This window comes from Dietzia sp. NPDC055343, assembly GCF_053645265.1.
Genome location: NZ_JBSHMJ010000009.1, coordinates 86,870 through 111,641, shown reverse-complemented (window position 1 = coordinate 111,641; position 24,772 = coordinate 86,870). Strand labels below are relative to the sequence as shown.

At 69.2% G+C, this 24,772-nt stretch carries 24 protein-coding genes; 2 read left to right on the top strand and 22 right to left on the bottom strand.

Translation table 11 applies throughout. The features are described 5' to 3' along the window. Window positions 1-36 precede the first annotated feature (36 nt). The 3 genes from ACWIE7_RS06785 to ACWIE7_RS06775 are packed head-to-tail and all read right to left on the bottom strand — an operon-like array spanning window position 37 to window position 2,476. Window positions 37-783: an IclR family transcriptional regulator gene (locus ACWIE7_RS06785; protein ID WP_452098992.1), complete on the bottom strand. Its 747-nt coding sequence runs from the start codon at window positions 781-783 to the stop codon at window positions 37-39. Then, the gene (miaA, locus tag ACWIE7_RS06780) at window positions 780-1,760 is read right to left on the bottom strand and encodes a tRNA (adenosine(37)-N6)-dimethylallyltransferase MiaA (RefSeq protein ID WP_454058356.1); all 981 of its coding nucleotides are present in this window, start codon (window positions 1,758-1,760) and stop codon (window positions 780-782) included. The genes ACWIE7_RS06785 and miaA overlap by 4 nt, the downstream gene beginning before the upstream one ends. Beyond that, window positions 1,730-2,476 carry a hypothetical protein gene (locus tag ACWIE7_RS06775; protein ID WP_454068844.1) on the bottom strand — a complete coding sequence of 249 codons (747 nt, stop codon included), beginning with the start codon at window positions 2,474-2,476 and terminating at the stop codon, window positions 1,730-1,732. The genes miaA and ACWIE7_RS06775 overlap by 31 nt, the downstream gene beginning before the upstream one ends. Window positions 2,477-2,731: 255 nt before the next feature. On the opposite strand from ACWIE7_RS06775, the gene ACWIE7_RS06770 reads away from it, so the two are divergent. Further along, the gene (locus ACWIE7_RS06770) at window positions 2,732-4,123 is read left to right on the top strand and encodes a DUF349 domain-containing protein (protein WP_454068843.1); all 1,392 of its coding nucleotides are present in this window, start codon (window positions 2,732-2,734) and stop codon (window positions 4,121-4,123) included. An 89-nt stretch (window positions 4,124-4,212) separates the two neighbouring features. On the opposite strand, the gene ACWIE7_RS06765 is transcribed toward ACWIE7_RS06770, so the two are convergent. The 9 genes from ACWIE7_RS06765 to pgsA all read right to left on the bottom strand — a co-directional run bounded on the left by ACWIE7_RS06765 (window position 4,213) and on the right by pgsA (window position 11,030). Next, window positions 4,213-4,794: an Rv2732c family membrane protein gene (locus ACWIE7_RS06765; protein ID WP_454068842.1), complete on the bottom strand. Its 582-nt coding sequence runs from the start codon at window positions 4,792-4,794 to the stop codon at window positions 4,213-4,215. Beyond that, on the bottom strand, window positions 4,782-6,350 hold the full coding sequence (gene miaB / locus ACWIE7_RS06760) for a tRNA (N6-isopentenyl adenosine(37)-C2)-methylthiotransferase MiaB (protein WP_454068846.1): 1,569 nt from the start codon (window positions 6,348-6,350) through the stop codon (window positions 4,782-4,784). The genes ACWIE7_RS06765 and miaB overlap by 13 nt, the downstream gene beginning before the upstream one ends. A gap of 26 nt (window positions 6,351-6,376) precedes the next feature. After that, window positions 6,377-6,994 (bottom strand): regulatory protein RecX, encoded by a 618-nt coding sequence (locus tag ACWIE7_RS06755; RefSeq protein WP_454058349.1) that lies wholly within the window; start codon window positions 6,992-6,994, stop codon window positions 6,377-6,379. Window positions 6,995-6,999: 5 nt separating this feature from the next. Continuing rightward, window positions 7,000-8,103 (bottom strand): recombinase RecA, encoded by a 1,104-nt coding sequence (recA, locus tag ACWIE7_RS06750; protein ID WP_452098997.1) that lies wholly within the window; start codon window positions 8,101-8,103, stop codon window positions 7,000-7,002. Window positions 8,104-8,328: 225 nt separating this feature from the next. After that, window positions 8,329-8,523, bottom strand: a complete 195-nt coding sequence (locus ACWIE7_RS06745; protein ID WP_452098998.1) for a DUF3046 domain-containing protein — start codon at window positions 8,521-8,523, stop codon at window positions 8,329-8,331. Between the two features lie 70 nt (window positions 8,524-8,593). Further along, window positions 8,594-9,421 (bottom strand): PspA/IM30 family protein, encoded by an 828-nt coding sequence (locus tag ACWIE7_RS06740; protein ID WP_452098999.1) that lies wholly within the window; start codon window positions 9,419-9,421, stop codon window positions 8,594-8,596. A gap of 99 nt (window positions 9,422-9,520) precedes the next feature. Next, window positions 9,521-9,835 carry a helix-turn-helix domain-containing protein gene (locus ACWIE7_RS06735; RefSeq protein ID WP_230929072.1) on the bottom strand — a complete coding sequence of 105 codons (315 nt, stop codon included), beginning with the start codon at window positions 9,833-9,835 and terminating at the stop codon, window positions 9,521-9,523. 68 nt (window positions 9,836-9,903) lie between these two features. Then, window positions 9,904-10,446, bottom strand: coding sequence for a CinA family protein (locus ACWIE7_RS06730; RefSeq protein ID WP_454068841.1), 543 nt, complete (start codon window positions 10,444-10,446; stop codon window positions 9,904-9,906). Then, a complete protein-coding gene (gene pgsA / locus ACWIE7_RS06725; RefSeq protein WP_452099001.1) occupies window positions 10,443-11,030 on the bottom strand; it encodes a CDP-diacylglycerol--glycerol-3-phosphate 3-phosphatidyltransferase in 588 nt (195 codons plus the stop codon). Before pgsA ends, ACWIE7_RS06730 begins: the two co-directional genes overlap by 4 nt. 76 nt (window positions 11,031-11,106) lie before the next feature. Here pgsA and ACWIE7_RS06720 point away from each other — a divergent pair, with 76 nt between their 5' ends. Beyond that, complete coding sequence (locus ACWIE7_RS06720) at window positions 11,107-11,388, top strand: YciI family protein (protein WP_452099002.1); 282 nt, start codon at window positions 11,107-11,109, stop codon at window positions 11,386-11,388. A gap of 32 nt (window positions 11,389-11,420) precedes the next feature. Here the strand turns inward: ACWIE7_RS06720 and ACWIE7_RS06715 are convergent, their stop codons facing one another. The 10 genes from ACWIE7_RS06715 to ACWIE7_RS06670 all read right to left on the bottom strand — a co-directional run bounded on the left by ACWIE7_RS06715 (window position 11,421) and on the right by ACWIE7_RS06670 (window position 24,607). Beyond that, window positions 11,421-14,339, bottom strand: a complete 2,919-nt coding sequence (locus tag ACWIE7_RS06715; protein WP_454068840.1) for a DNA translocase FtsK — start codon at window positions 14,337-14,339, stop codon at window positions 11,421-11,423. A gap of 72 nt (window positions 14,340-14,411) precedes the next feature. Next, window positions 14,412-15,041, bottom strand: coding sequence for a TIGR03085 family metal-binding protein (locus ACWIE7_RS06710; protein ID WP_454068839.1), 630 nt, complete (start codon window positions 15,039-15,041; stop codon window positions 14,412-14,414). A gap of 61 nt (window positions 15,042-15,102) precedes the next feature. Continuing rightward, window positions 15,103-17,349: a ribonuclease J gene (locus ACWIE7_RS06705; protein ID WP_454058346.1), complete on the bottom strand. Its 2,247-nt coding sequence runs from the start codon at window positions 17,347-17,349 to the stop codon at window positions 15,103-15,105. Continuing rightward, window positions 17,346-18,293 carry a 4-hydroxy-tetrahydrodipicolinate synthase gene (gene dapA, locus ACWIE7_RS06700; RefSeq protein ID WP_452099006.1) on the bottom strand — a complete coding sequence of 316 codons (948 nt, stop codon included), beginning with the start codon at window positions 18,291-18,293 and terminating at the stop codon, window positions 17,346-17,348. The genes ACWIE7_RS06705 and dapA overlap by 4 nt, the downstream gene beginning before the upstream one ends. An 82-nt stretch (window positions 18,294-18,375) precedes the next feature. Then, complete coding sequence (gene thyX, locus ACWIE7_RS06695; RefSeq protein WP_452099007.1) at window positions 18,376-19,128, bottom strand: FAD-dependent thymidylate synthase; 753 nt, start codon at window positions 19,126-19,128, stop codon at window positions 18,376-18,378. 36 nt (window positions 19,129-19,164) lie between these two features. Continuing rightward, window positions 19,165-19,617 carry a flavodoxin family protein gene (locus ACWIE7_RS06690; protein ID WP_230928803.1) on the bottom strand — a complete coding sequence of 151 codons (453 nt, stop codon included), beginning with the start codon at window positions 19,615-19,617 and terminating at the stop codon, window positions 19,165-19,167. Beyond that, window positions 19,614-20,066 (bottom strand): hypothetical protein, encoded by a 453-nt coding sequence (locus tag ACWIE7_RS06685; RefSeq protein WP_452099073.1) that lies wholly within the window; start codon window positions 20,064-20,066, stop codon window positions 19,614-19,616. The genes ACWIE7_RS06690 and ACWIE7_RS06685 overlap by 4 nt, the downstream gene beginning before the upstream one ends. 37 nt (window positions 20,067-20,103) lie before the next feature. Then, window positions 20,104-20,853, bottom strand: coding sequence for a 4-hydroxy-tetrahydrodipicolinate reductase (gene dapB / locus ACWIE7_RS06680; RefSeq protein WP_452099008.1), 750 nt, complete (start codon window positions 20,851-20,853; stop codon window positions 20,104-20,106). Between the two features lie 36 nt (window positions 20,854-20,889). Then, complete coding sequence (locus ACWIE7_RS06675) at window positions 20,890-22,236, bottom strand: M16 family metallopeptidase (RefSeq protein WP_454058343.1); 1,347 nt, start codon at window positions 22,234-22,236, stop codon at window positions 20,890-20,892. Window positions 22,237-22,336: 100 nt separating this feature from the next. Further along, the gene (locus ACWIE7_RS06670; RefSeq protein ID WP_454058342.1) at window positions 22,337-24,607 is read right to left on the bottom strand and encodes a polyribonucleotide nucleotidyltransferase; all 2,271 of its coding nucleotides are present in this window, start codon (window positions 24,605-24,607) and stop codon (window positions 22,337-22,339) included. Window positions 24,608-24,772 lie beyond the last annotated feature (165 nt).

Genomic DNA, 24,772 nt, shown 5'->3' with positions numbered 1-24,772 from the left:
GTCCACCCGGGTGGACTGCCGGCTCTCGTCGTCAGGTCACGTGTTCAGCCCGGCCACCGCCGCACGCAGGATCCCCACAGCGGCGTCCCTGCGATCGGAGGTGAACCGCGCCTCGGGGCCGGATGCGGACACCGCGAACGAGGCGGCGCCCTCCCCCACGGCTATCGCCACGCAGCGCACCCCCTCCTCCTGCTCGGATTCGTCGGTCGCGAAACCCGAGCGACGGATCCGGTCGAGCTCGGCGATCAGCGCGTCGGGGCGGACGATCGTCGTCGAGGTGTAGCGACGCATACCGGCCCGACCGAGCATCGCGCGGACCTCGTCGTCGTCGTCGCCCGCCACCAGCGCCTTCCCCACGGCGGTGCAGTGGACCTCCACCCTGCGCCCCACCTCGGTGAACATCCGCATCGAGTGCGGGGAGGGCACCTGGGCGAGATACACCACACCGTCCCCCTCGCGGACGGCCATGTTCGCGGTCTCGCCGGTCCCTGCCACGATTGCCCGCAGAACCGGCTCGGCCCATTCCAGGGTCGCGCGCCGGGCGGCGTCGCCGACCCGCTGAAGGCGGGGGCCCAACAGGTAGTCGCGCCGCGCGTCACGGCGCAGGTGTCCACTCTCGGCGAGCGTGCCGCACAGGCGGTGGACGGTCGCGGCGGCCAGGCCGGTGTCGGCGACCAGGTCGCCGAGGGACGCGCGCCCCCCGCGCAGTGCGAGGGCGTCCAGCAACGCGAAGGTGCGATCCACGGACTGGACGCGGGACCTGCCCGCACCGGGCTCGCTCATCGTCGGGCCTCCTCGAGAGTCTCCAGGGCGGCGCGCAACGGTCCGCCGGGGCGCGCCTGCCCGCCAAGGGTGTCGGTGTCGATCCAGTGGATCCGGTGGTCACGGCCAAACCACGAGCGCTGTCGCCGGACGTAGCGGCGCGTGCCGATGAACGTGCGCTCCTCCGCGCGGGCGACCCCGGCTTCGTCGATGCCCAGGTCGTCGTCCATCTCGTCGAGAACCTGCGCGTAGCCGATCGCGCGACGTGCGGTGACGCCGCCCCGCAGGCCCACGCCGACCAGCCCCCGCACCTCGTCGACCAGTCCGTCGGCGAACATCGCGGCCGTGCGCGCTGCCAGTCGCTCGTCCAACTCGGGCAACCCGCACCGCAATCCGAGGATCCGGGTCCCCCACCGGGGCGCGCCGATGGTCGGGCGGGAGGCGGAGAACGGGCGCCCGGTGATCTCGACGACCTCCATCGCCCGGACGGTGCGGCGCGGGTCGGTCGGCAGGATGGTGCGGGCCGCCTCGGGGTCGATACGGGACAGTTCTGCGTGCAGCGCGGCCACCCCGATCTCCTCGAGCCGGCGCTCGTACCGCGCCCGCACCCGCGGGTCGGTGTCGGGGATGGACCAGCCGTCGATCAGCGCCTGCAGGTACATCATCGACCCACCGCACAGGATCGGCACGTTCCCCCGCCCGCGGATCTCGGAGATCTCCCGCTCGGCCTCATCGCGGAAATCGGCGACGCTGGCGGTCTCGGTCACGTCGAGGACGTCGAGGCGGTGGTGCGGGATCCCCCGGCGCTTGTCCGGGGGGAGCTTGGCAGTGCCGATGTCCATACCGCGGTACTGCTGCATGGCGTCGCAGTTGATGACCTCACCGCCGAGGGTCTCGGCCAGCCCCAGGGCGATCTCCGATTTTCCGGTGCCGGTGGCACCCACCACCGCGATCGGGGTCGTGTCGGTCACTGCGGGCCCCCGTCGTAGGCCGCGCATCCCGTGGCGGACGAGCCGGCGGCGGACGTCGCACGGGGCGGGATCGGTTCCCACCGCGCGGCGTGATAGCCGACGCCGAACGGTGCCCACGAGACCGTGTCGACCGCGGTGCGGTCCCCGATGAGCCCGGCGAGGGCCAACCAGGACGGGCGGCTCCACCACCCCACCTCGGCCGCCGCGGCCGGCCCGGGGTCCGGGAGGACACCCCCGTCGCGCAGCCACGCGGTGAGTGCGGCGTCGAGAGCCACCCCGCGCTGGTCCTCCGGAACGGGCGCGCGCGGGGTCAACGAGGCGGGGCCATCCGCGACGACGACGACGAGATCGTAGCCGTCGGACACCTTCACCGGTGTCGAGTTCGCGATCCGACCCTGCTCATCCACCGCCTCGAACGTCCGCGGTAGCCCGGAGCCCGCCCGGTCGAGCATCCACCACGCGATCAGTGCCGCATCGGGCACGCTCCCCCGTGGGGCGGACGGGGCGTCCGGACGCCCGACTCGAACGTCGGCACCCCACCGACGCAGGGACGAGCTGACGTCCTGCAGGGTCCTGCGCTGCGGGTCGGTGCCCACCACCACGACGCGTGACGCTGAGCAGGACGCCCGCCGGAGCTGTTCGCACAGCAACTCGACCTCGCGGGTGCTCTCCGCGGCTGCTGCGCCGGACAGCTCGGGCACCAGCACCGGTGCACCGGGGATCAGGACGACGGGACTGCTCACATCAGGGAACCCTACTGTTCCCGCGGCGAAGGTCTTCCGATGCCACACGGGGCGTGTGGCCGGGCGCCCCCGCGGCCCGCCTCTCCGGCGGACTCGGCCGACTATCCGGCGCCACGTACAGATACAGCCGACGAACGTGGCTGCGTTGGTACACACTAGGAGGATGCCGGCCCGGTAGCGGGACGGCGAGGCGATGACCGGGATGTCAGCCCGGCGACGGTGCCGTGTTACGCGGCAGAAGGAAACGAGGACCACATGAGCGACCAGTCACCCACCGCCGCGAGCGGTCAGGAGTCCGGAGGGACGTCGCCGACCCCCGGGCCCGGGCCCCGACCCGGGCCGCGCCCGGGAGCCCCTTCCCCCGCCGCGATGGCCCGGAAGGCCACGCCGAGCCCGGCCCCGGCAGCGGAAGCCAAGGCCACCCGTGCCTCCGACCCCGCTGAATGGGGTCGGGTCGATGAATCGGGCGCGGTGTTCGTCAGGACCGCTGACGGTGAACGTCAGGTCGGCTCGTGGCAGGCGGGAGTTCCGGCCGAAGGGCTGGCCCACTTCGGGCTTCGTTTCGATGATCTCGCCGCCGAGGTCTCCCTCCTCGAGACCCGCCTGGACACGCATCCCCAGGACGCCCGGAAGACTCGCGCGTCCGCTGAGGCCCTGGCCGAACAGATCCCCACCGCCGCCGCGGTGGGCGACCTGGACTCACTCGCGGTGCGGGTGGCCGCCGTGGTCGAACGTTCGGGTGAGGTCGAGGCCCGGGCCCGTCAGCGCAAGGACGAGCAGCGCTCCGCGGCGATCGCCCGCAAGGAGGAACTGGCGTCCGAGGCCGAGGAGATCGGCGCGTCGTCGACCCAGTGGAAGGCGGCCGGCGACCGGCTCCGGGAGATCCTGGACGAATGGAAGACGATCCGTGGGATCGACCGGAAGACCGACGACGCACTGTGGAAGCGGTTCTCCAAGGCGCGCGAGGCATTCAACCGTCGCCGCGGTTCCCACTTCGCCGAACTCGATCGCAACAGGGCATCGGTCAAACGGGTCAAGGAAGAACTGGTCGAACGAGCCGAGGCCATGTCCGGCTCCACCGAGTGGAACGACACCGCCACCTCGTACCGGCGGCTCATGGACGAATGGAAGGCGGCCGGCCGGGCACCGCGTGAAGCGGACGATGCCCTGTGGAAGCGCTTCAAGGCCGCGCAGGACACCTTCTTCGACGCCCGGCACGCCGCCGCCGCGGAACGCGACGCGGAGTTCGAGGTGAATGCCGAGGCCAAGGAGGCTCTCCTCAAGGAGTACGAGGGTCGGATCAAGCCCGGCACCGACCTGGCCGCCGCCCGCTCGACCCTGCGCGAACTGCAGTCGCGTTGGGAGGAGATCGGGAAGGTTCCCCGAGATCGGATGGGTCCGCTCGAGAACCGGATCCGGGCGATCGAGAAGTCGGTTTCGGAGGCCGCCGACACCGAGTGGCGTCGCACCGATCCGGAGGCCAAGGCCCGCGCGGGGCAGTTCTGGGACCGGGTCCGCGACTTCGAGGACCAGGCGGAGAAGGCCGAAGCCGCGGGCAAGAGCAAGGACGCCAACAACGCACGCTCCCAGGCCGCCCAGTGGCGGGAGTGGGCGGAGGCCGCGGAGAACGCCGTCGATACGCGCTGACCGGGTCAGCGATACGCGCCGGCCGATGACGAAAGGGGGCGGGGTGCCTGGCACCCCGCCCCCTTTTCGTCATGTCTGAGCAGGTCAGATCAGAGACCGTCCCCGCTTCGCGCGTTCTCTTCCAGCTGGCGCTGCTCAGGGGTGCGCGTCCAGAGCACGCCGGCGAGAGTTCCGATGAGCAGGAACAGCAGGATCTCACTCAGGTACATTCCGATACCCGGGCCTCCGAACCCCTGGAAATCGGGGTCGGGCCCGCGTCCGGACTGTCGGAGCCAGATCGCCAGGATCCCGTAGACCGCTGACACGCAGGTGGCGCTCCATGCGACCCCGGCCGCCCACCACTTCTGGGTGAGGATCATGAGTGCGCCGAACCCGATCGTGCCCACGGAGTACAACAGCACGAAGATGTGCGAGGGCAGCGAGGTCGACTGATCGGCGGCCGCGTCGGTGAAGAACAGCACATCGATACCGCGGACCCCGTCACTGTGCGGCAGGAGAAGCATCGCGGCGAGGATGACGATGAGCACCGTGGACGCGAGGTAGGCCCGGCCGATGACGAGCGTCCGGCCGAGCACACGGTCCTTGCGGCGCATCTCTGATTCCGCGTTTCGGGTTACTTCCATGATCCCGGCGATGGGATCGGGGCGGTCCGCGTTACTCACGTGGGGCATCCCTTCTCAAGGACGTCGTCGACCGCGACGTCTCGACGCAATGTGGGCAGTCCGAGGCCGACGCCGATCGGCGGGGTCTCGGGCTTCTCCCCCGCTTCGTGCCGGTCGCCGGCGCGGGTGGCGCGGTAGCTGAGCACGCCGTCGTCGGCGAGCAGGTGGTGTGGGGCAGCAGCCGTGATCCGCGTGGTGATCACGTCACCCGGGCGGACGCGATCCGCGTTGTCGCCGGTCGGCGCGAAGTGCACGAGTATGCCGTCGCGCGCTCGCCCCGTCATCCGCGCGGTGGCGGCATCCTTGCGTCCCTCGTCGGCGGTGACGAGAACCTCCACCACGCGGCCGACGCGGGCCTGGTTCTCCTCCAGCGTGATCCGCTCCTGGAGCTCGATGAGTCGCTCGTACCGCTCCTGGACGACGGCCTTGGGGATCTGGTCCTCCATGGTGGCGGCCGGGGTCCCCGGGCGCGGAGAATACTGGAAGGTGAACGCGCTGGAGAATCGCGCCTTCTCGACCACGTCGAGTGTCGCCTGGAAGTCCTCCTCGGTCTCCCCGGGGAAGCCCACGATGATATCGGTGGTGATGGCGGCGTCCGGCATCGCGACGCGGACCCGGTCCAGGATGCCCAGGAACTTCTCCGAGCGGTACGACCGTCGCATCGCGCGCAGTACGCGGTCGGAACCGGACTGCAGGGGCATGTGCAGCTGCGGGCACACAGTAGGAGTGGATGCCATCGCCTCGATCACATCGTCTGTGAACTCGGCAGGGTGCGGGGAGGTGAAACGGATCCGTTCGATCCCCTCGACCCGACCGGCGGCGCGGAGCAACTTCGCGAATGCGCCCTTGTCCGAGGGCTCGTCCGGGTCGTGGAACGACCTGCCGTAGGCGTTGACGTTCTGGCCGAGGAGGGTCACCTCGATGACCCCCTCGTCGGCGAGGGCCTGGACCTCGGCGAGGACCTCGCCCGGCCGGCGGTCGACCTCTTTGCCACGTAGCGAGGGAACGATGCAGAACGTGCACGTGTTGTTGCAGCCGACGGATACCGACACCCAGCCCGCATAGGCCGAATCACGGGTCGCGGGCAGCGTCGAGGGAAAGTGCTGAAGGGAATCAGCGATCTCGACCTCGGCGCGCTCGTTGTGCCTCGAACGCTCGAGCATGGTCGCCAGGTGGCCGAGGTTGTGGGTGCCGAACACCACGTCCACCCAGGGCGCCCGCGAGACGACGACGTCCTTGTCCTTCTGCGCCAGACACCCGCCGACGGCGATCTGCAGGCGCGGGTTGGCGTCCTTCCACGGGCGCAGATGCCCCAGCGTTCCGTAGAGTCGGTTGTCGGCGTTCTCACGCACCGCGCAGGTGTTGAAGACCACGAGGTCCGGAAGGGCGCCGGTCACCGGGTCGGCCTCCCCCTCGAAGGGGATATAGCCCGCCTCTTCCAGGACCCCGGACATCCGTTCGGAGTCATGGACGTTCATCTGGCATCCGAAGGTGCGCACCTGGTAGGTCCGCTGATCGGCGCCGTCCACCGGGGCGTCCCCGGGCGCCTGCTGCAGGTCGGTCACGAGAGAATCCACGCAGGCCAGGGTACTCAGGACGAAGCGTGGGCCGCCAACTCGGCATCCACCACGGCCATGGCCAGCCCCGTGGGATAGCCCCGCCGGGCGAGGAACGACACGAGTCGACGCCGTTCCCCGGCGCGAGCCGCTCCGCTGGCCGCGCCGGCAGGGCGTCTCGACAAACGAGCGCGCACGAGTTCCGTGGCCTGCAGACGTTCATCGGAATCGTCTATATCGGCCACCGCGTCGGCGATGTGGGCCTCCGCGACGCCCTTGTCCCGGAGCTCGCGTTCCAGGGCGCCGCGGGCTCGACCCCGCCGCCGCCGACGACCCCGCACCCATTCCGCAGCGAACTCCCCGTCGTCGATCAAGCCCCACACCCGGATGCGGTCGATCGCCTCGTCGATCGCCTCTGCCGGGTGTTCCTTCTCGGCCAGACGCCCACGTAGCTCATGCTCACTACGTGGCCGGTAGCGGAGTAACCGCAGTGCCGCCGTTGCCGCCTCGTGCGCCTCCGGAGCGAGCGGAGGCAGGTCCGACGATCCCGACGGACGGGCTTCGACCGCCGCTATTGCCGCCCGGAGCTCATCCGCATCGAGCTCCGGGCGCTGACCGGTCGCGCGCTGCCCTTCCGGGCGCGTCCGATCCATCGGCATCAGAACTCGACGGGCACCACGTCGATCGGGGCGTCCTCGTCGGACTCCGCCTCGATCTCCGCGATCTCGGCCCCAGCTCCGATGTTGAGCTTGTCCAGGATCTTGCGCTCGATCTCGTCCCGGACGGCCGGGTTCTCCTTGAGGTAGCGGCGGGCATTCTCCTTACCCTGCCCCAGCTGGTCCTGACCGTAGGTGAACCAGGAACCGGACTTCTTGATGAAGCCGTTCTCCACGCCCATGTCGATGAGCGAGCCCTCGCGGCTGATGCCCTCGCCGTAGACGATGTCGAACTCGGCGATCTTGAAGGGCGGCGCAACCTTGTTCTTGACGACCTTGACCTTGGTGCGGTTACCGACCGCGTCCGCCCCGTCCTTCAGCGTCTCGATGCGACGCACGTCCAGCCGCACCGAGGCGTAGAACTTGAGCGCCTTACCACCGGTGGTGGTCTCGGGCGAGCCGAACATCACGCCGATCTTCTCGCGAAGCTGGTTGATGAACACCGCGGTGGTCCCGGTGTTGTGCAGGGCGCCCGTCATCTTTCGCAGGGCCTGACTCATGAGGCGGGCCTGGAGTCCGACGTGACTGTCGCCCATCTCGCCCTCGATCTCCGCGCGCGGCACGAGCGCCGCAACGGAGTCGATCACCAGGATGTCGATGGCTCCGGACTTGACGAGCATGTCCGCGATCTCGAGCGCCTGCTCGCCGGTATCCGGCTGAGAGACGATGAGGTTGTCCGTATCCACGCCGAGCTTGCGTGCGTACTCCGGATCGAGTGCGTGTTCCGCATCGATGAACGCCGCGATACCACCGGCGGCCTGGGCGTTGGCGACAGCGTGGAGGGCCACGGTGGTCTTACCCGAGGACTCCGGACCGTAGATCTCCACGACACGGCCACGGGGGAATCCGCCGACCCCGAGCGCCACGTCCAGCGACAGTGCGCCGGAGGGGATGACCTGGACCGGCGGCCGATTGTCGTCTCCCAACCGCATGACGGAGCCCTTGCCGTAGGCCTTGTCGATCTGGGCCAGGGCCAGTTCGAGTGCCTGCTCACGATTCTGTGCGGCGCCGGGCTTGCCCGTGCCCGTCTTGGCCTTAGCTGCCATGTGTCTGCTCCGTTCGTGCTCGACCCCCGGCGCCTCGCCGATCGGTCTGTGTGGTTTCACTCGCGGACGTTACGGGCCGGGTACGACACGAAGCGCCATACGAGGCCCGGCGACCGTCTCCTGTGGACTGGTGACGCCCTGTGGACAGCGGGGGCCCGCCGTCATCCGTGTTCCAGTGTAGGGGAACGTCTGTTCGACGTCGAACGACACGCCGTACATATGGCGCTAGCGCAACTGTTCGGGGACGTCGAACTCGTCACAGAGCGCGAGCCAGACCTGCTTGACCGATTGTCCTCCATCGATCGCCTCATGGGCGGTACGGCCACCGCACGCGGCCAGATGGTGCGTCCGCACGAGGTGGTCCGCGCGGAGTTCACCGAAGGCCTCCACCGTTCTGGCGTTGAACTCGGTCAGTGTCACCCGCTGCACCTCCCTGTTCGGACGACAACGGGCCGCCGGCGAACCCGCCGACGGCCCGTGTGCCTCCAGATCACTGCTGTTCGGTCTGCGCCTGCTGCTGGGGCGGTGTGGCCGGCTGCGCTTGGCCCTGTCCGAGCTGACCGGAGGAGCCGCTGCCCTGGCCGAGCTGGCCGCCCTCCGCCTGCATCGACGCCCGGATCTGCTCGAGCCGACTGTGGCCCGCCATCTGCGTGGACGCCTGCTCGATCTCCATCATCCGGCCCTGGACCGAGTTCTGGGCGAGCTCCGCGGAGCCGAGTGCGTTGGCGTAACGCTTCTCGATCTTGTCGCGGACCTGATCGAGGTTCGGGGTGTTACCACCGGACGACAGCTCCGACATCGACTGCAGGGAGGCACTGACCTGCTCCTGCATCTTGGCCTGCTCGAGCTGGCTGAGGAGCTTGGTGCGCTCTGCGACCTTCTGCTGGAGCACCATGGCGTTCTGCTCGACGGCCTTCTTCGCCTGACCGGCGGCCTGAAGAGACTGATCGTGCAGACCCTTGAGGTCCTCCACGTTCTGTTCCGCGGTGACGAGCTGAGCCGCGAACGCCTCGGCGGCGTTCTCGTACTCGGTGGCCTTCTGCACGTCACCGTTCTGACGGGCCTGGTCCGACATCTGCAGCGCCTGACGGGTAGACCCCTGGAGCTTCTCGATGTCCGCGAGTTGCCGGTTCAGTTTCATCTCGAGCTGGCGCTGGTTACCGATGACGGCCGCGGCCTGCTGTGAGAGCTGCTGGTGCTGACGCTGCGCGTCGGCGATGGCCTGCTGGATCTGCACCTTCGGATCGGCGTGTTCGTCGATCTTCGAATCGAACAACGCCATGAGGTAGCGCCATGCCTTGGAAAACGGATTGGCCATCGCTGCGTTTAGTCCTTCTGCCGATTCGGACGACGGGTCTGTTCTACGGTACCGAACGCCGTCATGGGTGGACCACCTGGAGTTGTCCCGGAAAGGGAATCAAGCTGCGAGCACGGGCTCGGTGAACGTGCCCGGTGGCGAGACCTCCAGCGCCGCGCGGATGAGGATCTCGCCGAGCGACACCTCCAGCGCTCCGGAGATCGACGCAAGCAATTCGCTGGAGGCCTCCTTGCGCCCCCGCTCGATCTCGGAGAGATATCCGGGGCTGACCCTCGCCGCGTCGGCTACATCCCGCAGGGTCCGACCTGACTCCCCGCGCAGGCCACGCAGAACCGTCCCGAGGGTCTCGCGCAACAACGGCGGGGCGCTCGGCTGGTCGGGGCGGGGCAGTGTGGTCATCTGGATGTTCGGCATCACCGGGTACAACGCGTCACCTTCCGGATTCGTTCCCACTTTCCCGATCCCCGTCGCAGGACGTCCGTTCATCGATCCCGCCCTCCGTTGCCGCCGGCCGGGCGGGCCCCGGCCGCCACCTCGGTGACCAGCGACATCGCCGCGTCGCACGCCTGGTCGCGGATCCGCCGTCGATCACCGGCGAGCGCCAACCGCACCGACCATGCCGCACGACCTGGGACGCACAGCCCCACGTACACAGTGCCGACCGGAAGACCCTCCTGCTCGTCGGGGCCCGCCACCCCGGTCAGCGCGAGTCCGACGTCCGCCCGGCAGCGGGCCGCCGCGCCCGTGGCCAGCGCCCGCGCGGTCTCCGCGGACACCGCTCCGTGCAGGTCCAGGACGTTCTGCGGCACGTCGGCCAGGACATGCTTGAGGTCGGTGGCGTAGACGACGAGCCCGCCCCGCAACACCGCACTGGCCCCGGGCACGTTCGCGATCGTGGCCGCCACGAGGCCGGCTGTCAGCGACTCGGCAGTGGCGAGGGTCCATCCCCGGGCCTTCAGCGTCGCGACGAGTGCCTCCTCCACCGACGCATTCCCCGGCCCCTCGACCGCCCCGGGCTCGCTCATCGACCCCGCGCCGCGGCCTGCCGGGCCTTGACCACGTAGTCGATCCCGGTGTAGACGGTCAGCACCACCGCCACGCCGACGATGAGCCACTCCAGTGGCCACACCCAGTAGGGCAGCGGCAGGATGAGCAGCCCGACGCCGAGTGTCTGCGTGACGGTCTTGAGCTTGCCGCCCCTGCTCGCCGCCACCACGTGGTCGACGCCGAAGAAGCGCCAGAGCGTGATCCCGACTTCGCGCACCAGGATGACGACGGTGACCCACCAGAACAGATCGTGGACGAGCGAGAGCGAGATCATTGCCGCGGCCATGAGTGCCTTGTCCGCGATCGGGTCGGCGATCTTGCCGAAATCGGTGATGAGTCCGAGTCTGCGCGCGAGGTAACCGTCTGCGTAGTCGGTCAACATCGCGACGGCGAACACGCAGAACGCACCGATCCGCCACCAGGCGTCCTGGGCGCCCGCCACGAAGAACACGACGAGGAAGACCGGGACCAGGATGATCCGCAGCACCGTGAGGAGGTTCGCGATGTTGAGAACGGGGACCTCGGCGGTGGGGCTGCCTTCGCCAGTCGTGGAGGTAGTCACCTCTTCACCTTAGCCAGAGCCGCCCGCCTACCCTTGACGGCACAGCCAGCCCACCCACACCAGAGGGAGACCCCACATGCCGCTCTTCGCCGTCACCTACCGCTACGAGGCCGCACAGACCGACGAGCGGGAGGCGAACAAGCCCGCGCACCGCGAATGGCTGGCGGCCCGGGTCGAGGCGGGCTCGATCCGTACCGTGGGTCCGTTCGTGGACGGCTCCGGTGCGTTGCTCCTGGTCGAGGCCGACGACGACGAGGCCGCACGCGCACTGATCGCTCAGGACCCGCACTGCGTCCGGGGCGTGGTCCCGGAGATCACCGTCCGGGAATGGATGCCCGTGTTCGGTGCGCTGGCCTGAGGGCCCGCCCCGGACGGCAACGGCCGGGACGGTCAGCCGACGGGCGACTCCACGGGATCGCCGATCGCGGAGGGCTCCCCCGCCGGGTCGACCGCATGCTCCTCCGGCGGGGTGCCGCCCTTGATCATCCACAGAACGGATGCCAGCTCTTCGGGCCGGACCAGGACCTCGCGGGCCTTGGATCCCTCGGACGGCCCCACGATGTCGCGGGACTCCATCAGGTCCATGAGCCGGCCGGCCTTGGCGAACCCGACGCGCAGCTTGCGCTGCAGCATCGAGGTGGAGCCGAACTGGCTGGAGACCACGAGCTCGACCGCTGCCAGCAGGTCGTCCAGATCGTCGCCGATATCCGCGTCGATGTCCTTCTTGCCGTCGTCCTTCGACTCGGTGACGGACGTGTCGTACTCGGGCTCCGCCTGGTTCTTGGCGTAGTCGACGACCTCCTGGATCTCCTCGTCGGTGATGAACGCGCCCTGCATCCGGACGGGGCGTGAGGCGCCCATCGGGATGAAGAGCCCGTCGCCCATACCCACGAGCTTCTCGGCGCCGGGCTGGTCGAGGATCACCCGCGAGTCGGTCAGCGAGGAGGTGGCGAACGCGAGACGGGACGGCACGTTGGTCTTGATCAGACCGGTCACCACGTCGACGGACGGTCGCTGGGTGGCGAGGACCAGATGGATGCCGGCCGCGCGGGCCTTCTGGGTGATGCGCACGATCGCGTCCTCGACGTCCCGCGGTGCCGTCATCATGAGATCCGCGAGCTCGTCGACGACGGCCACGATGTACGGGTACGGGCGATACTCCCGCTGGCTCCCGGGCGGCGTGGTGATCTCCCCGGACCTGACCCGGTCGTTGAAGTCGCTGATGTGGCGCACGCGCGTGGACTTCATGTCCTGATAACGCTGCTCCATCTCCTCGACCAGCCAGGCCAGCGCGGCGGCGGCCTTCTTGGGCTGCGTGATGATGGGGGTGATCAGGTGCGGGATCCCCTCGTACGGCGTCAGCTCGACCATCTTCGGGTCGATGAGGATGAGCCGCACCTCGTCCGGCGTCGCGCGGGCGAGCAGCGACACCAACATGGAGTTCACGAAGCTGGACTTACCCGAGCCGGTGGAACCCGCGACCAGAAGGTGCGGCATCTTGGCCAGGTCGGCCGTGACAAAATCGCCCTCGATGTCCTTGCCCAGCCCGATCAGAGTCGGGTTGTGCTTGGTCGCGGTGCCGGGGTCGGTGAGCACGTCGGCCAGACGCACGAGCTCGCGGTCGAGGTTCGGGACCTCGATACCGACGGCGGACTTGCCGGGGATCGGCGCCAACAGACGGACGTTGTCCGTCGCGACCGCATACGCGATGTTCCGGTGGAGAGCGGTGATCTTCTCGACCTTCACGCCCGGGCCGAGTTCGACCTCGTAGCGCGTGACCGTGGGCCCCCGGGTGAACCCGGTGACCGCGGCGTCGATCTTGAACTGCTCCAGGACGCCCTGGATCGCCTCGATCATCTGATCATTGGATTCGCTGCGTGCCTTGGGCGGATCCCCGGCCGTGAGCAGGTTCAGCGGCGGCAGCGAGTAGTCGATGCCGCTGAGAAGTTGGGTCTGGGAGTCCAGACGCTCGCCCTCCGCCTCCGAGGCGGTGTGCGTCGAAGGAGAGTTGGTCTGCGGAACCGCCGAGCCGCTCCCGGCCTGCTCACCCCTGGCCTGTGCGGCCTCCCCACGCGCCGACGTCGCCCGGGCCGTCCGGCCGACCCGTGCACCGTCCGCACCCGCGGGCGCCACGGCGGATGGCACCGTCGTCGATTCAGGATCCGACTCGACGTCGCGGGCTGCAGCAGCGACCTCCGCACCACGACGGGGGGCAGCGGGCGCGGATGCCCGGCTCCCGACGTCCGCGGACGGCTCGGCCGAGGCCGCCGGTCCGCGCCCACCGGCGGCCGGCGGCATCTCGACGGTTTCTCCCGTGGTGGGGGTGTCTGTCCACGTAGCCACACGACGCCGGGACGAGCGGCGGGGAGCGGGGCGTTCCGACTCCTCGTCCGCCGAGCCGACGGTCTCCGCGATCGGGTAGGCGGTCGTGGCCTCGTCCTCCCAGGCGTCGTCGTAGTACTCGTCCACGATGTCGCCGCTGCCGTCCCAGCCGAAGAAGCCGCGGACCATGCCCGGTATCTCCCGGGCGGGGCGCCCCACCATGACGAGGACACCGAAAGCCACGATCAACACGAGGAGCGGAACGGCCACGAACACCGACAGACCGGCCTCGATGCCGCCCCCGACGATCCGACCGAGCACTCCCCCACCGGACCGCACGCCCCCCGGATCGCTCGGCGACCCCGCGGCGAGGTGCCAGAGCCCCAGCACGCCGAGCGCGGACACGATCGTCCCGACCAGCCACCTGGAGTGGACGTCGGAACGAGGCTCGCGCGCCATGATGAGCACGCCCCAGCCGCCGATCAGCAGCGGAAGAAGGGCGCCCGGGGTACCCACCACCGTGCGGATACCCGTATCGATCCACTGCCCGATCGGCCCCGCAGCACCGAACCACACCGCGCCGGCGAAGATGATCGCCACGCCGATCAGGACCATTCCGAGACCGTCGCGCCTGTGGGGAGGCGCCGCCTTGTCGTCGTCGTCGGAACCCCCGCCCAGGCCACGGACCCCGTGCCCTACGCCCTTCGCCAGGGCCGCCCAACTCCCACGGAGGCCACGGCCGACCGCTCCGAATGCGCCGGAGGTCCGTTCGGGAGCGGCGGACGAGGCCCGCGCGCCACCGCGCCCGTTCCCACGGTTCGTGGTCCGGGTCCCGGACTTCGGCGTCGAGACCACCGCACCACGCCGCGCACTGCCGCCCCGGGACTTCGGGGTGGTGGACGTCGCCGAACGCTGCGCGGCGGATTTCGACGCGGGACGTCGGCCGCCGGGCGCACGGGTGGATCGCGTGCTCGAAGTGGATGCCATGGGGGTCACTCTAACGTCTCAAGCAACACTGGTAACAGCAGCCACACGGTGCGGGTGTATCCCGACGGCGACCTACACGCTCCGTCCGACCGCCTCGAGTGCGTCGATACCGCGCTGAGCACCGGATATCTCGACGTCCACGCGCTCTCGTCCGAATGTCCACAGGAGCAACTCGACGGGCTCGGCCACGACGGTCACCAGGGGCGCCAGCGCCGCCCCTGTCGACACCGGAGCCGCAGCGCTCGCCGCCTCAGCGTCAACCCCGGGGTGCGGGGATGATGGGCCCCGGGGGACGCTCAGGTCGATCCGCGCGGGAACCTTCCTCAGCCTGCTGCGGGTCACAATCGTGGCGAGCGTCCACACCCGCGCGAGGTCACGGCTGTCGAATTCGCGCTTCGACCAGCCTTCCCCGGCCCGACGCACGTCCTCGTGGTGGACCAGGTACTCCGCGGTGTTGGCCAGACTGTCGGCCAGACGCAGTGGCGAATACCACGGTGGACCGGACGCGATCGAGTCGAGCAGCTCCTCCCACGGGCGCTCCGACTCGCGGAGACGAAGCGTCTCGAGCCGCGCAGACAGTGCCGGTAACATCAGCCCCGCCGCCGCGTCCGGTCGGGCCTCACGCACGACGAGGTGTGCCGCCAGATCCCTGGCCGTCCATCCTTCACACAGGGTGGGCACATCCGGGCCCGTGTCGCGCATGGTCTCCACCAGCGCGACACGTTCCCGACGGGCGAGAGACCGGCGATCCACCCCCACCGGATCAGCTCTCGGCGACCGCGGAGGTGATGACCGTGGGGACGATCATGGGCTTACGACGCCACTTGTCGGAGACCCACCGGCCCACGGTGCGGCGGACCGCCTGCGCCAGGCGGTACGGATCGGTCTCGCCTTCGCCGGCGAGGTCCCACAGCGCGTTCTCGACCAACTCCACCACGGGCGCCAGCGCACCGGGCTCATCGGTGAAGCCCTTGCCGATGATCTGCGGCTTGCTCACCGGACGGCCCGTGCGCGGATCGACGACCACGGTGGCGACGATGAATCCGTCCTCAGCCAGCGCCGTACGATCGGCGAGCACCGTGTCACCGACGTCACCGGTCGAGAGACCGTCGACGTAGAGGTTGCCGACGGGCACCTGCCCGACCACTGCGGCCTGACCGTCGATCAGGTCGACTACCACACCGTTCTGGGCCAGGACCACGTTGTTCTCGGGCACGCCGGTGGCGACCGCCAGCGCCTTGTTGGCCCGCAGGTGGCGCCATTCGCCGTGGACCGGCATGGCGTTCCTGGGTCGCACGGCGTTGTAGATGAACAGGAGCTCGCCGGAGTATCCGTGTCCGGACACATGGATGTTCGCCTCGCGACCGGTGATGACCTCGACGCCCATCTGCGACAGGCTGTTCATCACCCCGAACACGGCCTCCTCGTTGCCGGGAACCAGCGACGACGAGAACAGCACCGTGTCGCCCTCACCCAGGTTGACCTGACGGTGCTCACGGCGGGCCATTCGCGACAGACCGGCCATCGACTCGCCCTGGGTACCGGTGGTCACCACGACGAGCTTCTCCGGCGGGAGCTTGCCCGCGGAGTCCATGTCCACGATGACCCGCGCAGGGTCGGTGAGCAGCCCCATCTCGAGCGCGATCTCCATGTTCCGGAGCATCGACCGACCGTTGAGCGCGACCTTGCGGCCGGCCGCCGCGGCGGCGTCGACGGCCGACTGCACCCGGTAGACGTTCGAGGCGAAGCACGCGACGACGACGAGCTTGCGCGCATCCGCGATCAGACGCTCCAGGGCGGGTCGCACGCCCGCCTCGGACGGGCTGATGCCCGGAGTGGTGGCGTTGGTCGAGTCCACCAGCAGCAGGTCGATACCCTCGTCACCGAAGCGCGACATCTTGGGCAGGTCGGTCGGCCGCTTGTCGGTCGGCAGCTGGTCGAGCTTGATGTCGCCCGTCATCATCACCGAGTTGCCGCCGGCCTTGATGACGACGCCGAGGCATTCCGGGATCGAATGGTTGACGTCGAAGTACCGCACCTCGAAGGCGCCGAACGACGAGATGCTCGACTCGTCGACCTCATGGAACACCGGCTTGATGCGGTGCTCCCGGCACTTGGCCGCGACGAGCGCGAGGGTGAACTTGGAGCCCACGACCGGGATGTCCGGACGCAGCTTGAGCAGGAACGGGATCGCGCCGATGTGATCCTCGTGGCCATGGGTCAGCACGAGTGCCTCGACCTGGTCCAGTCGGTCCTCGATGTGGTCGAAGTCCGGGAGGATCAGGTCGACGCCCGGCTCCGTCGAACTCGGGAACAGTACTCCGCAGTCGACGATGAGCAGCTTCGAGTTGTACTCGAAGACGGTCATGTTGCGCCCGATCTCGGAGATGCCGCCGAGGGCGACGAGTCGCATCGCCCCCTTGCGCGCCTTCGGCGGGCTGGGCAGCCGGACGGTCATGTCCGCGCCCTGCATGGTCTTGACGCCGCCGAAGTCGGCGGTCGACGAATCACCGCGTCCGCGGCCGCGACCACGGCCGCCCCGGTTGCGTCCGCCGTTCTGACCGCCGGAGCTCTTACCGCCGCCGTTCTGCCCTCCGGAGTTCTTACCGCCGCCGTTCTGCCCGCCACTGTTCTGACCGCCCGACCGCTGCCCGCCGTTGTCCTGTCCGCCGGAACTCTTGTCGTCCCGACCGGACGAGCCACGGTTGTCGGACGACGAGCCGCGACGACCGCGCGAACCGGACTTCGACCCCCCGTCCGCATCCTGGCCGGACGTGTCACGGCCGCCGCGGGGCTGTCCACCCGCGTCCTGCTGGTTAGTGTGCTGCTGCGACTCGTCCCGGGGCGCCTTGCCCTCAGCGGAGTGCTGCTGGGACGGACGCTCCTCGGAGGCGGCATGGGTCGGCTCGGTGAACTGCACGGCGGTCACCGGTGCCGGGGCACCCGTGGGACGGCCGGCTGCGCGACGCGAACGACCGCGACCGCGGTTCTGTGAGGAACTTTCTGTCATGTGGTGACTCCTGCTCTGCGGAGCAGCGCCGCCAGGGCGTCGCGCTGCTCATCGGTTGGTGGTAACTGCGGGAGTCGCGGCACACCGGCCGGGATCCCGAGAAGTTCTAGTCCTGCTTTGGACATCGACACGCCTCCGAGCGCCCGCTGGGCGTCGAAGAGCGGGAGGAGTCCGAGGTTGATGCGACGGGCCGTCTCGATGTCTCCGGCGAGGTAGGCCCTGCGGATCTCCGCGAGTCGTGACGCGGCCACGTGACCGATCACACTGACGAATCCGGTGGCCCCCACGGCCAGCCACGGGAGGTTGAGTTGATCGTCTCCCGAGTAGTAGACGAGGTCGCAGTGCGACATCACGGTCGCCGCGTCGTGGAAATCGCCCTTCGCGTCCTTGACCGCCACGATATTCGGATGGCCGGACAGCCCGATGAGGGTGTCCGCCTGGATGGGGACCACCGACCGTGGCGGGATGTCGTAGAGCATCACCGGCCGGTCGGTGGCATCCGCGATCGTGCGGAAGTGAACGTCCAGGCCGGCCTGAGTCGGCTTGGAATAGTAGGGCGTCACCACGAGCAGTCCGTGCGCACCCGAGGCCGCGGCCTGGCGGGCCGCGTGAACGGAGTGGGCGGTGTCGTAGGTGCCCACCCCCGCAACGATCGTCGCCCGGTCTCCCACTTCAGCCAGGACGGTCTCGAGGACCGCTGTCTTCTCGGCATCAGTGGTGGTGGGCGACTCCCCCGTGGTGCCGGACACGACGAGTCCGTCGCATCCTGAGTCCACGAGATGTCTCGCGACACCGGCGACGGCCTTCAGGTCGACATGCCCGTCGCTCCCGAAAGGCGTGACCATCGCCGTGAGGACCGTCCCGAAGGGCGCGGGTCGCGCTGATTCGGTGGGGGGCCGGCCGGTACCGGCCGACTCTGCTCCCCCTGCGGTCACGTGTGTCATGGTGTCCCAGGGTACCCGCAGAACCACACGGATCCCGATTCAGACCCGGCGTTCGGGTGCTCGATCGGGACCGCGGTCCTCCTCATCCTTCGAGCACGTAGGGGCTGACGGCGATTTCCGAACCATCGTCGAGCGTCGCGATCTCGAAATCGGAGAACACCGCGGGCGCCACATCCCGGAGTTGGCGAAGGACGTCGATTGCCAGACCACGGATCTCGGTATCCGCGTGTTCGGTCGCCCGCATCCCGATGAAATGCCGCCACGACCGGTAGTTCCCGGTCACGACGATGCGGGTCTCGGTCGCGTTAGGCAGCACCGATCTGGCCGCCTGCCGGGCCTGCTTGTGTCGGAGCATCGGGTTCGGGACGTCCGCGAAGCGTTCCTCCAACTTGGCCAGCATCTCCGCGTACGCCTCACGGGAAGCGTCGGTCGCCCGCCTGAAGATCTCGACCAACTCGGGGTCCTCGGCGATGGCGGGCGGCGGGACGACCTTCGAGTCATGCTCCGGGACGAAGCGCTGGGACAACTGACTGTAGGAGAAGTGACGGTGACGGATCAGCTCATGGGTGCACGAACGCGAGATGCCGGTGATGTAGAAGGTGACGTTGGCATGTTCGAAGACCGAGAGGTGTCCCACTTCGAGAATGTGCCGGAGGTAGCCCGCGTTGGTCGCGGTCCGGGGATTCGGCTTGTCCCAGCTCTGGTAGCAGGCCCGGCCGGCGAACTCCGCCAGCGCCGAGCCGCCCTCGGCGTCAGTCTCCCACCCGAGATCCTCGGGAACGGTGAACTGGGTGTGCGCGACCATGCGGACCTGCCGCCGGACGAGCTCGGACATGATGGGACTCCTTTTGCTGACGGGCTGTGCTGACGCTCAACCGAGTAGATGCGCGGCAACGGTGGCCGCGACCTCGGCCACCGTGTCGAGGTCGTCCCGCCCGAGCTCACCGATGAGCTGCGTGGCCGGGGCGACCGCCTGCAGTGCCCACCCGGTCGTGATCTTCTCGACTGAGGTCACCGCGCCGGCGGTGTCGTTGTCCCCGTGGACGCAGAGCGCGTACGGGCGTCCGCTCACCGCCCCCTCGCAGGTGTAGTACGTGCGATCGAAGAAGTGCTTGAGCGCGCCCGACATGTACCCGAAGTTGGCCGGAGTGAGAAATACGTAACCGTCGGCCCGCAGGACGTGATCGTCCGTCGCCGCGAGCGCGGGGACGGACTCCACGGCGATGTCCTCGAGCTCGGGGTGGGCCATGCCGGTTTCAATGGCTTCCACGATCCGGCGCAGCCGCGGTGAGGGCGCGTGGTGGACCACTAGGACGGAGCTCATGGCCTGCTCCCCTGCGCCGCCCGCTCGGCCTCCAGCAGATCCATGGCGACCCGCATCACCTCGCGGGCGCGGAGGCGATCACCGGCATGGTCATAGGCACGGGCCAGCCGGTAGTTCGTACGCCAGTCCTCGGGGGAGGCCTGGTACTCCGCGCTGACCTGGTCGAACAGCGCGTCCGCCGCTTCGTGCCGGAGCCGCCCCGACGGGCGGTGATCCAGATCCGAGACGTCGAGTTCTATCCCCTCGGCAGCCGCCGCTGCCGAGATCCGCTGCAACTGGAAGCCGTTGCGCAGGATGGCCCAGGTCGCCCACGCGCCGACCGCGGTGAGCAGGATGATCCCCACGCCGAGGCCCTGCATCGCGAGATGCTCCGATGTCGCGATCATCGACCAGCCGAGGAAGATCAGGTAGCCAAAGGCCACCAGCAGACCTGCTGCCGCGACGAACATGACCAAGGGCTTGACGAACCTGTCCACGACGGTCGACCTACAGGTCCATGAAAGTGTCGAGGCCCACGGTCAACCCCGGCGCGCTGGCGATCGAGCGGACTCCGAGCAGCACGCCCGGGGCGAATGACGTCCGGTCCAGGGAGTCATGACGGATCGTCAGCGTCTCGCCCTGGGTTCCGAGCAGCACCTCCTGGTGGGCGACCAGTCCGGTCACCCGGACCGAGTGGACCCGCACGCCGTCGACATCCGCGCCCCGTGCCCCGTCGAGTCCGGTGGAGGTGGCGTCGGGCGACGCGCCCAGGCCTGCCGCGGTGCGTGCGGCCCCCATCATGGCCGCGGTCCGCTGAGCGGTCCCGGACGGGGCGTCCGCCTTGTTCGGGTGGTGAAGCTCGACGATCTCGGCCGACGGGAAGTACCTGGCGGCCTGGACGGCGAACCGCATCATGAGGATCGCGCCGATCGCGAAGTTCGGCGCCACCAGGACACCGGTTCCGGGGCTGGACTCGAGCCGGCTACGCAGTGCCTCGAGTCGCTCCTCGGTGAACCCGGTGGTTCCGACGACGGCGTGGATGCCGTTGGCGATGCAGAACTCGAGGTTGTCCATCACCACGTCCGGGTGGGTGAAATCCACCACGACCTCGGCGCCGGAGTCGACCAGTGATCGCAGGGCGTCACCCTGGTCGACCTCTGCCACGAGTTCCATGTCCTCGGCCTCGCGTACGGCATCGCAGATCGCCGTGCCCACCTTGCCGCGTGCGCCGAGCACTCCGACCTTCGTCACCGTCATCGTCTCCTTCGTCGGTCGTCAGGACTTCTTCCCAGACTATCGGCAGAGGCCCGCGATCAGCCCAGCCGCGCCGCTGTGGGGCATGCCGGGCCCGACCGCCGCCAGACACCACGGCGACGACTCGCCGTTCCAATAGCCCACGACGTCCTCGCGGGTCACCGCGAGCAACCTGCCCATGGACTCGGATACGGGGACCACCGTGTCCCGGTCCAGGAGGTGTCGACCGATCCGGACCATCCGGGACAACGGATCGTCGAGCCCGAGGCGTATCGAGCCGGTGAGATGGCCGACGGCGCGGTCAACCTCGCCACCGGTCGGAGGGTTCGCGGCCATGCCCGCGACCACCCGGCCGATCTCGTCGCCCAGTTCGTCCGCACGGCCGGCCGCACAGCCGGCCACCACGGACACCAGACCCGTACGGCGGAACTGGTCCATCGAGGCGTACACGGAGTACGCCAGTCCGAGGTCCTCCCTGATCCGCTGGAAGAGTCGCGAGCTGAGTCCGCCGCCCAGAACCGCGGCGGCGATCTGTGCCGCCGCACGGTCACGATGGTCTCGAGCAGGGGTGCGTCGGGTGAGGGCGAACAGAACCTGCTCGGACTCCTCGTCCTGCCCCGTCACCACGGGCTCCGTCGCCCACCCGTGGTCGGGAGCACTCGCCTGGGCGGCCATACCGTTCACTGTCTGTGCGCAGTCGACCGCCGAGGCGCCGCTCGCCGCGTCGACCGCGCTCTCGTCTCGTCCGACAGCAGTCGGCAACGGTCCGTCGGCGATCCACTGCATCAGAGCCTCGTGATCGACCCGCCCGGCGGCGGCGACCACCACGTTCCCGGACCGCAGGATCCGGCGGTGGAACGCGCTCAACGTGGCGGCGTCGAGGGCCGCCACCGACTCCTCGGTCCCGATGATCGCCCGGGCGAGCGGATCCTCACCCAGCACCGCGGTGGCGGAGAGTTCACATGCGAGGTCCTCGGGATCGTCCGCACGACCGGCGAGCTCGTCGAGCACCACGTCGCGTTCGACTTCCACGTCCTCGGGGTGGCACAGACCATTGGCGACCACATCGGTCAGGACGTCGACCGCGTCGGCCAGCCCGTCCGCGGGCACGTGGACGTGATAGCAGGTGTGCTCTCGGCCGGTGAAGGCGTTGAGGTCTCCGCCCAGGAGGTCGATGCGTTCGGACAGCTCTCGCCCGGAGGCGGTGGCGGTGCGCTTGAAAAGGACGTGTTCCAGGAAATGGGCAGCGCCGTGCTCCTCGGGCCGCTCCTCCGCCGAACCGGAGCCGATCCAGATCCCGACGGCGGCGCTGTGGCACCAGGGCAGATGTTCCGTCACGACACGGATGCCGGGTAGTGACCGGTCCACACGAATCGCGGTCTGCACGTCATCGACCCCCTTTTTCGCTGACGAACAAGGCACGCACCCCGGACCCGGGGTGCGTGCCTCGTGGGTGCCGGGTCGCGTGGCGCGGCCCGGCCGGTGATCAGTCGTCGCTCGCGGAGTCCGCGGCCTGCTCCGCATCGTCTGACACGGGGATGAGGCTGATCTTCCCGCGGTTGTCGATGTCCGCGATCTCGACCTGCATCTTGTCGCCGACGTTCACCACGTCCTCGACCTTGGCGATCCGCTTGCCCTGGCCCAGCTTGGAGATGTGGACCAGCCCGTCACGACCGGGCAGCAGGGACAGGAACGCGCCGAACGGCGCCGTCTTGACGACAGTGCCCAGGAAGCGCTCGCCGACCTTGGGCAGCTGAGGGTTGGCGATGGCGTTGATCTTGTCGATCGCGGCCTGTGCGGAGTCTCCGTCGGTCGCGGCGATGTACACCGTGCCGTCATCCTCGATCGAGACGTTGGCGCCGGTCTCCTCCGTGATCGAGTTGATCATCTTGCCCTTGGGCCCGATGACCTCACCGATCTTGTCGACGGGGACCTTGATGGAGATGATGCGCGGAGCGAACGGGCTCAGCTCGTCCGGCTCGTCGATGGCCTCGGCCATCACGTCGAGGATCGTCAGGCGGGCCTCACGGGCCTGCGTGAGCGCACCGGCGAGGACCTCGGACGGGATGCCGTCGAGCTTGGTGTCGAGCTGAAGAGCGGTGACGAACATGCCGGTCCCGGCGACCTTGAAGTCCATGTCGCCGAACGCGTCCTCTGCCCCGAGGATGTCGGTGAGGGCGACGTAACGACGTTCCGACTCCCCGGCCGCGTTCTCTATCTCGTCGGAGACCAGGCCCATCGCGATGCCCGCGACCGGCGCCTTGAGGGGCACACCGGCGTTGAGCAGCGACAGGGTCGAGGCACAGACGGAGCCCATCGAGGTGGAGCCGTTGGAGCTGAGCGCCTCGGACACCTGACGGATGGCGTACGGGAACTCCTCGACGCTGGGCAGCACCGGCACAAGGGCACGCTCGGCGAGCGCGCCGTGGCCGATCTCGCGGCGCTTGGGCGAGCCCACGCGGCCGGTCTCACCGGTGGAGTACGGCGGGAAGTTGTAGTGGTGCATGTAGCGCTTGCTGGTCTCCGGACCGAGCGAGTCGATCTGCTGCGCCATCTTGACCATGTCGAGAGTGGTGACGCCCATGATCTGGGTCTCGCCACGCTCGAACAGGGCCGAGCCGTGCGCGCGCGGGATGATCTCGACCTCGGCGGACAGGGCGCGGATGTCCCGGATGCCACGGCCGTCGATACGGAAGTGATCGGTCAGGATGCGCTTGCGCACGATCGACTTGGTGAGCGACTTGAAGGCCGCCCCCACCTCGCCGAGACGGTCGGCGAAGCGCTCGGTGAGCTGCTCGAGAACGGTCGCCTTGAGTGCGTCGGTCGCGTCGTCGCGCTCCTGCTTGTCGGCGATCTGCATGATCTCACCGAGCTTGGTCTCGGCGACCTCGGCGACCGCCGCGTAGGCGTCGTCCTGGTACGGCGGGAACAGCGGGAACTCGCGCGGGGCGCTGGGCGAGGCGGTGGCCAGCGCCTGCTGGGCGGCGCACAGCTCGGCGATGAACGGCTTGGCGGCCTCGAGGCCCCGGGCCACGACGTCCTCTGTCGGTGCCTGGGCGCCACCGGCGACCTTCTCCAGCACGTTCTCGGTGGCCTCTGCCTCGACCATCATGATCGCGACGTCGGCGGTGTCCCCTGAACCGACGACACGGCCGGCGACGACCATGTCGAAGACCGCGTCGGAGAGCTGCTCGACGGTCGGGAAGGCGACCCACTGGCCGGCCGGGTCGGCGGCGGTGGGGATGAGCGCGATTCGCACGCCGCCCACCGGGCCCGAGAAGGGCAGTCCGGACAGCTGCGTCGAGGCGGACGCGGCGTTGATGGCCACCACGTCGTAGAGGTCCTCGGGATCGAGGCTGAGTACGGTCACGACGACCTGGACCTCGTTGCGGACGCCGTCGGCGAACGTCGGGCGCAGCGGCCGGTCGATGAGGCGGCAGGTGAGGATGGCGTCCGTGCTGGGACGACCCTCGCGCCGGAAGAAGGAGCCGGGGATGCGGCCCGCCGCGTACATCCGCTCCTCGACGTCAACCGTGAGCGGGAAGAAGTCGAAGTGCTCCTTCGGGTGCTTGCCCGCCGTGGTGGCGGACAGCAGCATCGTGTCGTCGTCGAGGTACGCGACGACCGAGCCGGCGGCCTGCTGCGCGAGCCGACCGGTCTCGAACCGGAGCTCGCGGCGACCGAAGTCACCGTTGTCGATGGTGGCGACGGACTCGAAGACCCCGTCTTCGACCTCAACGGCCGTAATCTGTGACATAGAAAATCCTGTCGTGTGTCTGGTGAATGGGGCGCGCGGCGCAGGTGTGTCACCGCGGGCCACCGGGCGGCACGTCAGGGGGTCCCGGTACGACTTCGGTCTTCGATCGAAGCGGCCGGATCCGGCGCCTCATCTCATCGGGCGTCTTAAGGTTCCGGCAGCCAC

What these genes read in the sequence shown, in the direction of transcription:
- ACWIE7_RS06785 (WP_452098992.1), bottom strand. Translation starts at nt 783, where the DNA reads ATGAGCGAGCCCGGTGCGGGCAGGTCCCGCGTCCAGTCCGTGGATCGC.
- miaA (WP_454058356.1), bottom strand. Translation starts at nt 1,760, where the DNA reads ATGCGCGGCCTACGACGGGGGCCCGCAGTGACCGACACGACCCCGATC.
- ACWIE7_RS06770 (WP_454068843.1), top strand. Translation starts at nt 2,732, where the DNA reads ATGAGCGACCAGTCACCCACCGCCGCGAGCGGTCAGGAGTCCGGAGGG.
- ACWIE7_RS06765 (WP_454068842.1), bottom strand. Translation starts at nt 4,794, where the DNA reads ATGCCCCACGTGAGTAACGCGGACCGCCCCGATCCCATCGCCGGGATC.
- ACWIE7_RS06755 (WP_454058349.1), bottom strand. Translation starts at nt 6,994, where the DNA reads ATGGATCGGACGCGCCCGGAAGGGCAGCGCGCGACCGGTCAGCGCCCG.
- recA (WP_452098997.1), bottom strand. Translation starts at nt 8,103, where the DNA reads ATGGCAGCTAAGGCCAAGACGGGCACGGGCAAGCCCGGCGCCGCACAG.
- ACWIE7_RS06740 (WP_452098999.1), bottom strand. Translation starts at nt 9,421, where the DNA reads ATGGCCAATCCGTTTTCCAAGGCATGGCGCTACCTCATGGCGTTGTTC.
- ACWIE7_RS06735 (WP_230929072.1), bottom strand. Translation starts at nt 9,835, where the DNA reads ATGCCGAACATCCAGATGACCACACTGCCCCGCCCCGACCAGCCGAGC.
- ACWIE7_RS06730 (WP_454068841.1), bottom strand. Translation starts at nt 10,446, where the DNA reads ATGAGCGAGCCCGGGGCGGTCGAGGGGCCGGGGAATGCGTCGGTGGAG.
- ACWIE7_RS06720 (WP_452099002.1), top strand. Translation starts at nt 11,107, where the DNA reads ATGCCGCTCTTCGCCGTCACCTACCGCTACGAGGCCGCACAGACCGAC.
- ACWIE7_RS06715 (WP_454068840.1), bottom strand. Translation starts at nt 14,339, where the DNA reads ATGGCATCCACTTCGAGCACGCGATCCACCCGTGCGCCCGGCGGCCGA.
- ACWIE7_RS06710 (WP_454068839.1), bottom strand. Translation starts at nt 15,041, where the DNA reads ATGCGCGACACGGGCCCGGATGTGCCCACCCTGTGTGAAGGATGGACG.
- ACWIE7_RS06705 (WP_454058346.1), bottom strand. Translation starts at nt 17,349, where the DNA reads ATGACAGAAAGTTCCTCACAGAACCGCGGTCGCGGTCGTTCGCGTCGC.
- dapA (WP_452099006.1), bottom strand. Translation starts at nt 18,293, where the DNA reads ATGACACACGTGACCGCAGGGGGAGCAGAGTCGGCCGGTACCGGCCGG.
- thyX (WP_452099007.1), bottom strand. Translation starts at nt 19,128, where the DNA reads ATGTCCGAGCTCGTCCGGCGGCAGGTCCGCATGGTCGCGCACACCCAG.
- ACWIE7_RS06690 (WP_230928803.1), bottom strand. Translation starts at nt 19,617, where the DNA reads ATGAGCTCCGTCCTAGTGGTCCACCACGCGCCCTCACCGCGGCTGCGC.
- ACWIE7_RS06685 (WP_452099073.1), bottom strand. Translation starts at nt 20,066, where the DNA reads ATGTTCGTCGCGGCAGCAGGTCTGCTGGTGGCCTTTGGCTACCTGATC.
- dapB (WP_452099008.1), bottom strand. Translation starts at nt 20,853, where the DNA reads ATGACGGTGACGAAGGTCGGAGTGCTCGGCGCACGCGGCAAGGTGGGC.
- ACWIE7_RS06670 (WP_454058342.1), bottom strand. Translation starts at nt 24,607, where the DNA reads ATGTCACAGATTACGGCCGTTGAGGTCGAAGACGGGGTCTTCGAGTCC.